Origin of the sequence: Clostridium paridis (genome assembly GCF_016765615.1) — a bacterium.
In the GTDB taxonomy this organism is placed as follows: domain Bacteria; phylum Bacillota; class Clostridia; order Clostridiales; family Clostridiaceae; genus Clostridium_T; species Clostridium_T paridis.
The window spans coordinates 551,009-563,985 of the sequence record NZ_JAESWA010000022.1 but is presented as its reverse complement, the minus strand read 5'-3'; the positions used below and the strand labels follow the sequence as shown (position 1 = coordinate 563,985).

Sequence of the window (12,977 nt, the reverse complement as noted above, 5' to 3'; positions counted from 1 at the left end):
GAAAGATATGTATAATCATGCGCCAGAAGGGTATTTTTGCCCGTTTTGCTTAATAGTTGACGGAGTAGAGAATGATGATTTATATAAAACAGATAGAGAGAACTCTAATCCAGAAGATCGTTTGGAGTATTCGAAGAGATTAAGAGATTACTTTATGGATAAGAACAGTAATTATTAATTAAAATTCAAATATTAGAGTTAAGGGAAACTTTCAGAAAAATTTCCCTATTTATATCAAAATTATTTATAAAGTATATACTAAGTTAATTCACTATTTACTTGGCGTAATAATTGATAATATCCATTTGCTTAATGAATTACCAGCTAAGATGAAGTTACTACCGTCATCCTTTGATAAAAATACTTTATTATCATTTGTAATTACAATATTAATTCTATATGCGATTCCAGCATATTCTTTACTTAAAATTTGAAGAGACATTATTTTATCAAGTTTTATTTCTTGAGGACTCCCACTTTCAGTAATACTTGATGAGAATTCCTTTATAATATTTGAATCAGATGTAGTTGAAATTGGAACTCCTAAGGATTGCTTTACCCCTTTATTTGAAATTAAACGAATCTCATTAATATCATCTTTTGATAGAGAAAAAGAACTAATTTCCTTTTTGTGATATAAGCTAAGTATAGACATTTCGCTAGAAGCACTAAAGGCAATCCAATTATGATCCTCTTGTCCATCTATTTCATATATTTTCCCATCTGAGTTCGTTTTTCCAAATTCCTTTTGAAAAGAAATAGCTTCTAGGGATGTACAAAAATCCTTATCTAATATATATTCTTGTCCATTTTCATCAGTAAGAACATTTCCATCTTGGGATACAGTGAATTTTTCTAAAGCAGTGGATTTTATATAACCATATGATATTCCACCTATTGATATAAGTAGAGACAATACTAATATTACTATGACTTTTTTCATTGTAATCTCCTAATGTTTAATTGTTTACTACATTTATTTTTCTTTAAAACAACAATTTTTATTATAATACATAATTTATGATTTGAGTATACTTATGAGACGTTTTTGAATCTATTTACCTTAATATGGTAGAATATATAAGGCGTGAAATTTAATTTTGAAAGGATGATATATTGTGGAGCTTTTTTCAAAGCCAGCGGCAGGGGGAATTATAATTAAAAAATATTTGATTGAGAGGTAGAAAACATGTCATTCAAAATTACTATAAATTCACTATATATTTGTGTTAAGGATATGGAAAGAGCGATTGGATTTTACGAGAAATTTTTTGAACAAGATGTAGATAGGAAAGATGATGTATTTAGTATATTTAATCTAAATGGTTTTAGATTTTGTTTATTTAATAATAGTAAAGTTAATGAAGAGGTAACTTGGGGAGATAATTGTTTACCAAGCTTTGAAGTTGATGATATGGAGAAGCTTAATAAAAAATTAGATGAATTAAATGCAGAAATTGTATTTCCACTAACTAAAATAAATGAGAATTTAGTAATGGAATTTAAAGATAGCGAAGGAAATGATATAGAAGTATATTGTAAGGATTAATAGGGGGATAAATATGAAAATAGGTATTTTATCTGATATACATGGAAATGGTATTGCACTTAGATCCGTATTAGATGATATGAAAAAAGAAAATATTAGAAAAGTTATAATACTTGGGGATGTAGTAGTTAAGGGGCCAATGACAACTGAAGTATTAGAAGAATTGAGAAGATATGAAGCTTTAGCATGGGTTAAAGGAAATACAGATAAGTGGTTTGAGGAACTAGCAGAAGATTTTTTACCAAAAACAAAAAGAGAAGAAGAAATATGTTCATATTTAAAATATGCAAGAGAACATATGAATTTAGAAGATATATCATTTATAAATAATTTACCAGAAGAAGCTACCCTAAAATACAAAGGAAGTAGCATTCTTTGTGTACATGGTACCCCTAAATCAATAGTTGAAGCGATAGATGGAAGTGTACCAATAGATGAAATAAATGAAATAATTAAAGATGTAAAAGAAGATATAATTCTATGTGGACATTCTCATTGCCCCTTCATAGGAGAAGTGAATGGCAAAAAGATATTTAATGTAGGGAGTATAGGTAATTCACTAGATAAAGATAATAGAGCCTCCTATGGTATATTAGAATTTCTAGATGATGAGGTAAAGTTGATTAATAAAAAAGTGACTTATCCAATAGAAGATATCATTAATCTGGCTAAAGAAAGGAATTTTCCTAATTTAGAGGACTATAAAAATATAGTAACTTATGCATCAATTGAATAAATATTAATAAAGTTATTGACTGTTCCCTTAGGTATTAGCTTATATTATTTCTATGAGGAGGGAATTTTATGAGAATAAGTGAGGTTATGGAGATTACAGCTCTTACAAAGAAGGCTATTAAATATTATGAAGAAGAGGGACTTATAAAGCCTGCAACTAATGAAGAAAATAATTATAGAGAATACTCAATAGAGGATATTGATAAACTATTACAAATATCAGTATTAAGGAAATTTGATGTATCTATAAAGGAAATTAAGAATATATTACAAAATCCAGACTTATTAAAAGAAACTTTAGAATGTCATTTATTAAAGCTTGAAGAGGAAGCAAAAAGAATAAATAAAAATAGAGAAGTAATAAAAACTTGCCTTAGTAATTTATCTAGTTCAAAAATTGAAGTTTCTGATATTACAAAAGAACTTAGTATTTTAAATAGGTGCCTTGAAATGGATGATAAAAGTAGAGAAGGATATATGAGGCGCCAAATAGAAAGAATTTTTCCAGGAAACTTTGGAAAGATGTTGGCCATTAACTATAGTCCATTTTTAAAAGAGCCATTAGATACAAAGGAAAAAGAAAAAGCTTGGATAGATTTAGTTAAATACTTAGATGAAACAGAAAGCTTAGAATATCCAGTAGAGATGAAGAAATTATATGATAGCATACCAGAAGATGAGATAAAGAAATACGAAAAATTTACAAATGATAATGTAGAGAGGTGGCTTAATATTACTGAAGAGCAGCTTCAGGAAGAGAAGGAAAAGATTTTAGAATTCTATAGTAGATTAAAAATAGATTCAGAAGTGCAAGAAGGTTGGAAAAAGACTTTTGAGATGAATAAAACTATAAAGAAGCAGATGGAAGACATAAATTATCATGAAGAATTTGCAAGTAAGTTAAGGGTCTTAAGTAAAGATTACAGTAAATATATTGAAAATAAAGCAAAGTTAAATAGAATTTTAAATATAAAAGTTGATGAAAAGGGAAAGATAACTATAAATGAGTAATTATTAATTAAAGAGCTTAGGCTCTTTTTTATTTTACAAATTTATAATAATAGGAACTTTTTAGAACAATAATAAAAGCGAAAGTAGGATTTTATTAACTTGACTTTGATATTTGTAAGTTTTATAATAAGCATAAAATGAAGCGTCATTCTATGCTTGAAGTGAGGTGAGACAATGGTTTACAAAACATCAGTAGAAACACAGAAAAGAAAAGATCTTAAAAAGAAGCATATTATAGACACAGCAATTAGCGTATTTGCATTCAATGGATATCATAAAACTACAGTGAAAAATGTTGTAGATGAAGCAGATATATCCGTAGGTACGTTTTATTTTTATTTTAAAAACAAAGAAGAACTATTTGCTACTCTCTATGATGAAGTAATTGATGAATTTTATGAAACCCTATGCGCTTCATTAAGTAATATTAACAATGAAGTAGATGTGGGGTTTAGTAAGGCTATTGCCTTTTTTTTGAAAGCTATCCAATGTAATAAGCCGATAGTTAAAATTATGTTAATTGAGGCTGTAGGGTTAAATTCAGAGTTTGAGAAGAAAAGAGCTGAGGTTACAAAGAAGTTTGTAAATTATTCAGCTGGTCATTTTGAAGAAATGAAGGAAAAGAACATGATTAATGTTCCTGATATCAAGATTTCAGCCCTGGCATTTATTGGAACTTTATATAACGTACTTATGGATTGGCTTCAAAGCGAAGAGGAAAGAGATATTACTGAATATGCATATCCAATCACCATATTTAACCTTCAAGCATTAGGTATAACTTATGATGATGAAAAAGTGAAAAAAAGCATTAACGAAATGCTGACAAATGGGAAAGTACCATAAAGAATAAAAATTAATAAGGAGGCAGAAAGATGCGAAAAATATTAAAACTACGATGGGCTGTGTTAGCTATCTGGCTTGTAGCAACAGTATTATTTACCATATATCAGCCCAATTTGAAACAAATATTGAACCAAAAAGGTCAAGCTACTATTAGTGAAGATTCGCCTTCTGTAGTTGCTTCAAAAATGCTCAATAATATGGGTACTTCTAAGGGAGATACACTTTTATTCGTCTTTAATGAAGACAGTAAAATATCAGATGAAGGTTTAAAAGATATTGAAAAAGGAATTGATAACGTAAGAGCTAAAAAAGATGAACTGAAAGTAACTAATATTATGGATCCTTTTTCGACACCAGAGGCCAAAGATCAAATGATATCTGAAGATGGTACAACCTTAATGGTGCAAGTAAATTATGAAAAAGGAACTAGGGACGGAGAAACTATAATAAGTGCATTTAAGGATGCTCTTAAGGATGTAAAAGTTAATCATTATATTACAGGTGAACAGGCAATTAATAATGATTATCTAGATGCTACGAATAAGGGAGTAGATAAAAGTGCAATTATTACTGTAGCTTTCATTTTAATTGTACTAATTATTATGTTCCGTTCAGTAGTAACACCACTAGTATCACTTTGTGCAGTAGGTGTTGCATATCTATGCTCTATGGGAATCATAGGAATACTAATAAACGGATTCAATTTTCCAATAACAAGTTTAACGCAAATGTTTGTTATTTTGGTTCTGTTCGGTATTGGGACAGACTATAACATATTATTATTTAACAGATTTAAGGAAGAACTAGGACATGGTTTATCAATTGATGATGCTGTAGTTGCTACTTATAAGACTGCAGGTAAAACAATTATCTTTAGTGGATTAACAGTATTTATGGCCTTTGCAAGTCTTACTTTTGTTCAATTTCCAATTTATCGTTCAGCTAATGCAGTAGCAATTGGAATAGCAGTATTATTACTTGAATTAATGACTCTAACACCAGTATTAATGAAGTTATTAGCAGGGAAATTATTCTGGCCATCGCATAATACTGCTGGGCATAAGGAAAGTAAGCTTTGGGAGAATATAACTTCCACATCAGTAAAACATCCAGCTATTTCTCTTTTAATAGTTGCGGCTATTATCGCTCCGGTTATAGCATTAAACTCTACAAAGTTATCTTTTGATAGCTTAAAGGATTTAAGTGCAGATACACCTTCAGTTAAAGGATTTAATATAGTTGCAGATAAGTTTGGTAGAGGAAAAGCAATGCCAACTACTGTAGTCATTGAAAGCAAGAATGCTTTAGATAACAATGAATCTCTAGCGGTTATTGACGATTTAACAGCTAAGTTAAAGAAATTAGATGGTGTAAAACAAGTTTCAGGTGTCACTCAGCCTAAGGGTGATGAAATAGCTGATTTTTATACAGATAAGCAAACAGGAACTGTAGTAGATGGATATACTTCAGCAAATGATGGAATAGGTCAAATTAAAGATGGTTTAAATCTAATAGATGAAAAATTAACCACACCAGATTTTTCAGATGTTAAAAAGTTATCTGATGGTACTGGTGGTATTGCAACTGGAATGGGCGCATTGAATGATGGCTTAAAGAAAATTAACACTGGAATATCGCAAGGTGCAGGAGGGGCAGAAGGTATTGCTCAAGGAATAGCAGGACTTAAGGTTGGAGTGGCACAATTAAATCAGGGGCTTCAAGCTATTTCAAGCAATCTTAGCCAAATAAATTCAGGCTACAAATCGCTTCAAGGTGGATATTCAAGTATAGCATCATCTATTACTCCTTTAAAACAGTTAGTGCAATCCATAAGTGGAACTGTTAATACTCTAGCTCAAAATAATCCTACTGATGTAAATATTCAAACACTTAAAGGTCAGGTTGCAGGATTAACTGATGCTATAAATGGCATGGAAGCAGGACTAAATGATGCAAATGCTAACTTTAAGACTTTGAATGGTGGATTGACAGCCTTAAATGCTGGAATTGATGAAATGATTAAGAACACAAATTCTCAGTCAGAGCTAGTTATAGGAATTGAAAAGTTGGAACAAGGAGCATTAGCTCTTGCAGATGGATTAAAACAAGGAGCTACTGGACAGGCACAAGTAATTGCAGGTATTGATGCTTTAAAAGATGGGGCAACTCAAGTTAAAAATGGTCAAGATAAGTTATACAGTGGATTAACTCAATTAAGCAGTGGAATGGATCAATTAAAAGATGGTATTGGAAAGAGTCGTGATGGTCTTGGAAGTATTCATGATGGATTAGATAAGGGAAATGATTTCTTAAACCAATTAACTAATACAAAAACTTTCTACATCCCAAAAGAAGCCTTTGAAAAAGACGATATTAATAAGATGTTTGATGCATATCTATCAAAGGATAGAAAGATAGCTAAGATTACTGTTAATTTAACTTCAGATCCATATTCAAAAGAATCAATAGCAGTAATAGATCATATGCAAGACCTTGTTAAAAATGATCTTAAAGGTACAGTTTTACAAGATGCTAAGTTTGGAATTTCTGGACCAACAGCGAGTACAAATGACTTAAATGCAATAGCAACTCATGATATTACCTTTACTCAAATAATAGTACTTGCATGTATCTTTGTATTACTTGTTATTGTAATAAGATCCTTCTGGATTCCAGTATACATTGTAGGGGCTTTACTTGCTGCATACTATACAGCGATTTCAGTTACAGCCTTCTTAACTAGTAAATTATTTAGTGGTATGGATGGAATGTCGTGGAATGTACCATTCTTCTCCTTTGTTGTTATAGCAGCACTGGGAGTTGACTATAGTATATTCTTAATGACTAGATTTAAAGAATATCCAGAAATGTCACCAAAAGAAGCTATAGTTATGGCTGCTAAAAATATTGGAGGAGTTGTAATGTCAGCTGCAATAATTCTTGCTGGTACATTTGCAACCTTATATCCTTCAAACATACATGTATTAATGGAATTAGCTATTTGTGTAGTTACAGGTTTATTATTATTAAGCTTAATCCTACTACCTGTTGTTATACCAGCGTTAATTTCAATTACTGATAAAATAGCTTCTAAAACTTCAAGAAAAAGCTATGGTGAACATTCAGAAATATAGTTAATATATAAATTATAATTGGACATCCAAAATTTAATTTTGGGTGCCCAATTTTTTTATTTAGAGAAATAAATGGCTCCATTTTTATAAAAAGTACCCCAAAATTATGAGAATTAAAATAGTAATTGGTAAATATTTACATACGAATAAGTGTTATGTTAAAGTGTATTGGGAACGATTTCTAAAGTTGCTCTTTAAGTAAAAAAGGAATTCGTTCGTATCATAATTAGTTAAGGGGGAGAACTAAGTGAAAAAAGCAAAAAAATTAGCACTGTTATCAGGAATTTTGAGTTTGCCTATTTTATTAGGTAGTTTACCAGCATCTACGACTTGGGCTTTGGATGCTTCTGCTATAGGTAAAACTGTAGAAGTTCAAGGAACCTATTCTTCTGGGATAACTCATAAATGGGAAACCCTTAATCCTGTAACCTTTGGAGAGGATGCAGCAAATGATAAAGTTGATACAACAATTACTTTAGATCCATCAACGAAATACCAAGAATATCAAGGGGTTGGTATATCCTTAGATGAAACGAGTATATCTAATCTTTGGAAACTTAGTGCAAGTGATAGAGAAGCAGTTGTTAAAAATTTAGTAGATCCAGTATCAGGTGCGGGATTAGAACAATTTAGAATAACTATAGGTAGTCCAGATTGTATTGAGCACATTCCATTTTGGTCTTATGATGAACTTCCAGAAGGAGTAAAGGAAGACTGGAATTTAGAATATTTTTCTATAGAGAAAGATAAACAATATCATATTATAGATACAATAAAGCTAATACAAAAATACAATCCAGATGCACAGTTTTTTGCGTCTGCATGGTCTGCACCTGCGTGGATGAAGACAAAAAATTTATTTACAGGTTATGTAGAGCCTAAGAATGATGGTTCGAATTCATTTGTACAAGCTAATAAGCTTAGAGATGATTGTATAAATGTATTTGCAAGATATTATGTAAAAACTATTCAGGCCTTTGCTAATGAAGGAATTGACATTCGTGCAATTACATTACTAAATGAACCAGGAATGGATGTAGTTTATCCAGCTATGGATATTAGTATAGAACAACAACAAAAATTAGCTTTAGATATAAAGAGTGAATTTGCAAAAGCTAATTTAAATACTGAACTTTGGGTTCATGATTTTAATTTCTGGGATTGGAAAGATCCATCAAGCACAGCTACAAAGAATTATTATAGAATATTTAAGGATTCTAATGTAGCAAAAGGTGAGGATGTTTTAAAAGCAAGTGATGCAGTTGCATTCCATCCATATTGGGGGGATCCAAGTGTAATGGCTGATGTTGCAAAAGAATATCCTAATCTTAAGGTACATCTTACTGAAACAGGTGATTTTTCTCCATCTTCTGCAATGAATGATTTTAATAACTATTCTAGCAGTTATACTGGATGGGTAGGAGTTACAGATCAAAATGGAGGAACTTTACACTGGACAGATGCAAGAGATAATAATGTTAACTGGGATGCAGTTAATCCAGGTTGGAAAAATAGATTAGTTGTTGTAGATACAGATAAGAAGACTGCAACTTATATGGATTCCTTATATGGACTTGGACAATTCTCTAAATATCTTGCATGTGGAGGAAGAAGTGGATCTGATAATAGTGTAAAGGAAGGCGCACGTAGAATTTTCTCAACTGGATCAGTAAATGGAGTTTCTAATGTAGCATTCCAAAATCCAGATGGAGAAATTGTAATGGTATTAATAAATTCAGGTGCTGAAAAAGATGTAAAAGTAAATATGTTAGGCAAGGCTTTAGTTGAAAAAGTACCTGCTGATTCTACTACAACTTTAAGATGGAAACCTGAAATTCCTCAAAAAGGAGAAAATAAAGCTCCAGTACTAAATAGTATTACTGATATAGGGATGGATCAATATTCTACTAAGACTTTCAAGTTAAATGGTACTGATGGGGATGGAGATACATTAATGTATTATGGAATAAATCTTCCTGATGGTATTACTGTAGATGCGAAAACAGGCTTAGTAACACTTGCACCAACTAAAGCAGGAACCTTTGATTTATCTTTTGTAGTTAGTGATGGGCAAGATAAAGATACTAAAACTATGAAGCTTATTGTAAATAGAAAGGCAACTCCACTATTAGGAAAGATTGAAGCTGAAGATTACTCTATGCAAAATGGTTGGACAGATGGAGGTGGAAACTTCGTTGAAAATTCGGGTTCAGCAAGTGGTGGTAAGGATGTAGGTTATACATCAGCAGGAAATTGGCTAAAATACTTTGTTAACGTACCAAAGGATGGAGTTTATGATGTAGAATTTGGTGTGGCAAATGGTAGTGGGTCTGAGAGCAAAAATTGCATTTCAATAAAGAATGAAGCAAATGACGTACTTTGCACAGTTTCTGTACCAGATACCAAAGGATGGGGAACATGGACTGCAGTAAAATCCAAGGTAACCCTTAAAGCAGGTGATCAATTTATTACTTTCTATTGTAATAAAGGAAACTTTAATATAGATTATATGAAATTCTCTATTGTAGATAAATCACAACTTTCAGCAGCAATTAGTGGTGCTGAAAAGATCGATTTGACTAAATATTCAAAAGAAAGTGGAGATAGACTTAAAGAAGTTATTAATAATGCAAAACTTATAGTAAATAATTCTGAAGCAACTCAAGAAGAAGTTGATAAAGCTTTAGTAACTCTTAATGAGGCAATGAGCAAGTTAGTTAAGCTTCCAGATACTCCTAATAATCCAGGTAATCCAAGCAACCCAAGTAATCCTAGTAACCCAACAACACCAACTAACCCTGGAGACAATGGAAATACAACACCAGATACCCCAACAGCACCAGTTGATAATAATCTTCCTAAAACTGGAGCAATAATTGGTTCAGGTGTATTAATAGCTATAGGAGCAATATTTATAATAGCTGGTATTGTAGTTAATAGAAGAAAGCTCTCAAAAAAATCTTCAGAAAATAATTAATATGTATATGATGCAAAAGTCATAAGAATCCACCCTTAAGCCTTACATGTATTTAATATATGTAGGGCTTATTATATGATAAAATAAATATATAAAGAAATTAGATAAAGTAAGAAGATTGAGGTTTAAAAATGAAGGGTATTGAGATAAGAAGATTAATGCAAAATGAAGAAGTTCCGTATGAGTTATTATTACTTGCAGATCCATCTATAGATATAGTTAAAGATTATGTAAGTAGAGGGGAAATTGTTGTAGCTAATTACATTGGTGAACTTATAGGAGTATATGTTTTGATAAAAACGAGACCTCTTACTATGGAATTAGTAAATATAGCAGTTAATGAAAAATATCAAGGAAAAGGAATAGGGAAAAAGCTTATATTTGATGCTATCAAAAGAGCAAAGGAAGAAAATATAAAAGTTCTTCAAGTAGGGACAGGTAATTCAAGCCTGTCACAATTAGCATTATATCAAAAATGTGGATTCAATATATGTGGAGTAGATAGGGATTTTTTTATAAAACACTATAAAGAAGAAATAATTGAAAATGGAATTAGATGCAAGGATATGATTAGGCTTGAAATGGATTTATAGATAATAAAGCAGTTAGTGCTTAAGTTCCCTTAAGTGTCTAACTGCTTTATTAATTATAGGTATTTTCTCTTTTTAAAAAAGTATACTTCAAACAATATAACAATCATCAATACAATCATTGATAAAATAAATCCAAAAGGACGATTTATTAATGGCATATTTTCAAAATTCATTCCAAAAATTCCTGTTACTATTGTTGCAGGTAAAGATATAACTGTGATTATGGTTAATAATTGCATCGTTTTATTCATTTTATTAGAAGAAACTGAGTTATATATATCTATACATGAGAAAATAGATGTTTCTACATTTTCAACTAATATAAAGGTATTATCTAATATAAAGGATATTTTATCAAATAACGCTAAATCATTAAATTCTTCTTCAAGATAACTAAGCATAGATCTATAGAAAGTTGTATTTCTCTTCATAATAGAAATTTCTTTTTTTATTGAAAGCAGTTCTTTAAGATTAATGTCATCTTTATAAACAGCATTTTCAAAAAGATCATCTAATAGACCTTCAATCTTTATTAACTTTTCTGTATATGTAATGGAGAAATATTGAAATAATTGAAGTAAAATAATCCTCCAGCTTATATTCTGATATAAAGACCATTTTTCTTTTAAATATTCTATGAAGTCAACGTCATTATAATTAACTATCAGGATATCATCTTCAATTACTGCATGAATATGTATATTTTTATTGTCATGATAAAAAGGAATTCTCATAAAGAGATTATCTTTATTCTTAACAACTATGTCGTTGTGGATGTTGCTAACAAATTCACTATTAATACTAAAGTCATCATTTTTGTCCATTAAGTAGCATATAAGGTCAGGAATATCTTTATCCCATTCGCTATTTTCTTCTATTGTAAAATCAGAGTAAATTAATGTACCCATATAAACCTCCAGATATAATTTTAAATTATATGTAAGTATAGTTTAACATAAAGCCTTTAAATATTTATAAGAATTTATTGTAAAAATTCAGCTTTACTTTTAATTTAATAGAACTATAATAATTATAAATAAATATAAGTAACAGGAGGTTAGAAGATGGCTAAGATTTTTGATTCATTTAAAATTAAAGATTTAGAATTTAAAAATAGGGTTATAATGGCACCAATGTGTATGTATTCTAGTGATATTACTGGAGAAGTAAAGGATTTTCACATACATCATTATGTAACAAGAGCAATTGGTGGTGTAGGTGGAATTGTTATTGAGGCTACAGCAGTTGAGGAGAGAGGAGTAATATCTCAAAGAGATTTAGGTATTTGGAAAGACGAACATATAGATGGCTTAAAGAAACTAGTTGATTCTGTTAAAAAAAATGGAACACCTATTGGTATCCAAATAGCTCATGCAGGTAGAAAATCAGAATTTACAGGGGAAATCGTTGCGCCATCAGCAATCCCATTTGATGATAAAAGCAAAACTCCTAAGGAATTATCAGTTAATGAAATAAAAGAAGTTGTAGAAGCCTTTAAAAATGGAGCGAGAAGAGCCGTAAAAGCTGGCTTTGACTTTATTGAAATACATGGTGCTCATGGATATTTAATTAATGAGTTTCTATCACCATTATCAAATAAAAGAGATGATGAATATGGTGGAACCTTAGAAAAAAGAGCAAAGTTTTTAGATGAGGTTCTTAAAGAAATAAAGGAAGTAATTCCAGAGAATATGCCAGTAGTACTAAGAGTTTCAGCTTCAGATTTTACTGAAGGTGGAAATACACCTGAGGATATATCGAAGATAATAAATCTAGTTAAAAATTATGGAATAGATTTAATTAATGTAAGTGCAGGTGCAGTTGTTCCAGCAGCCATAAATCTTTATCCAGGATATCAAGTGAAATTTGCAGAGGTCGTTAAAAAGGAAACTGGCTTACCAGTTATGGCAGGAGGATTAATTCTAGATAGAAATATGGTAGAAGAAATTCTAGGTAATGAAAGAAGTGAGTTTGTATTTTTAGCAAGACCATTACTTAGAGAGCCTTATTTAGTATTAAGATGGGCAAAAGAAGTAGGAAGGGAAGATTTAATTCCTTATCAATATAAAAGAGGATTTTAATAAGGAAAGACTGTAGTAGATTTTTGCTACAGTCTTTTTAATTGAGCAAAA

At 30.5% G+C, this 12,977-nt stretch carries 11 protein-coding genes; 9 read left to right on the top strand and 2 right to left on the bottom strand.

The window, feature by feature from the left end; translation table 11 throughout:
• Positions 1–7 precede the first annotated feature (7 nt).
• Positions 8–178 carry a hypothetical protein gene (locus tag JK634_RS10540; protein ID WP_202767607.1) on the top strand — a complete coding sequence of 57 codons (171 nt, stop codon included), beginning with the start codon at positions 8–10 and terminating at the stop codon, positions 176–178.
• A gap of 93 nt (positions 179–271) precedes the next feature.
• Here the strand turns inward: JK634_RS10540 and JK634_RS10535 are convergent, their stop codons facing one another.
• Positions 272–943, bottom strand: coding sequence for a hypothetical protein (locus JK634_RS10535; protein ID WP_202767606.1), 672 nt, complete (start codon positions 941–943; stop codon positions 272–274).
• A 246-nt stretch (positions 944–1,189) separates the two neighbouring features.
• Between JK634_RS10535 and JK634_RS10530 the strand changes: the two genes are divergently transcribed.
• From JK634_RS10530 to JK634_RS10500, 7 genes are all read left to right on the top strand, one after another.
• The gene (locus JK634_RS10530) at positions 1,190–1,549 is read left to right on the top strand and encodes a VOC family protein (protein ID WP_202767605.1); all 360 of its coding nucleotides are present in this window, start codon (positions 1,190–1,192) and stop codon (positions 1,547–1,549) included.
• Between the two features lie 13 nt (positions 1,550–1,562).
• The gene (locus JK634_RS10525) at positions 1,563–2,285 is read left to right on the top strand and encodes a metallophosphoesterase family protein (protein ID WP_202767604.1); all 723 of its coding nucleotides are present in this window, start codon (positions 1,563–1,565) and stop codon (positions 2,283–2,285) included.
• Between the two features lie 68 nt (positions 2,286–2,353).
• Entirely contained in the window at positions 2,354–3,295 is a 942-nt protein-coding gene (locus JK634_RS10520) for a MerR family transcriptional regulator (RefSeq protein WP_202767603.1), read from the top strand.
• A 174-nt stretch (positions 3,296–3,469) separates the two neighbouring features.
• Positions 3,470–4,141 carry a TetR/AcrR family transcriptional regulator gene (locus tag JK634_RS10515; protein WP_202767602.1) on the top strand — a complete coding sequence of 224 codons (672 nt, stop codon included), beginning with the start codon at positions 3,470–3,472 and terminating at the stop codon, positions 4,139–4,141.
• A gap of 29 nt (positions 4,142–4,170) precedes the next feature.
• Positions 4,171–7,275 carry an MMPL family transporter gene (locus tag JK634_RS10510; protein WP_202767601.1) on the top strand — a complete coding sequence of 1,035 codons (3,105 nt, stop codon included), beginning with the start codon at positions 4,171–4,173 and terminating at the stop codon, positions 7,273–7,275.
• A 247-nt stretch (positions 7,276–7,522) separates the two neighbouring features.
• On the top strand, positions 7,523–10,252 hold the full coding sequence (locus JK634_RS10505; protein ID WP_202767600.1) for a carbohydrate-binding protein: 2,730 nt from the start codon (positions 7,523–7,525) through the stop codon (positions 10,250–10,252).
• A gap of 131 nt (positions 10,253–10,383) precedes the next feature.
• Positions 10,384–10,845, top strand: a complete 462-nt coding sequence (locus tag JK634_RS10500) for a GNAT family N-acetyltransferase (RefSeq protein ID WP_202767599.1) — start codon at positions 10,384–10,386, stop codon at positions 10,843–10,845.
• 53 nt (positions 10,846–10,898) lie between these two features.
• Here the strand turns inward: JK634_RS10500 and JK634_RS10495 are convergent, their stop codons facing one another.
• Complete coding sequence (locus tag JK634_RS10495) at positions 10,899–11,753, bottom strand: magnesium transporter CorA family protein (protein ID WP_202767598.1); 855 nt, start codon at positions 11,751–11,753, stop codon at positions 10,899–10,901.
• A 156-nt stretch (positions 11,754–11,909) separates the two neighbouring features.
• Between JK634_RS10495 and namA the strand changes: the two genes are divergently transcribed.
• Positions 11,910–12,926, top strand: a complete 1,017-nt coding sequence (namA, locus tag JK634_RS10490; protein WP_202767597.1) for an NADPH dehydrogenase NamA — start codon at positions 11,910–11,912, stop codon at positions 12,924–12,926.
• Positions 12,927–12,977: the final 51 nt, after the last annotated feature.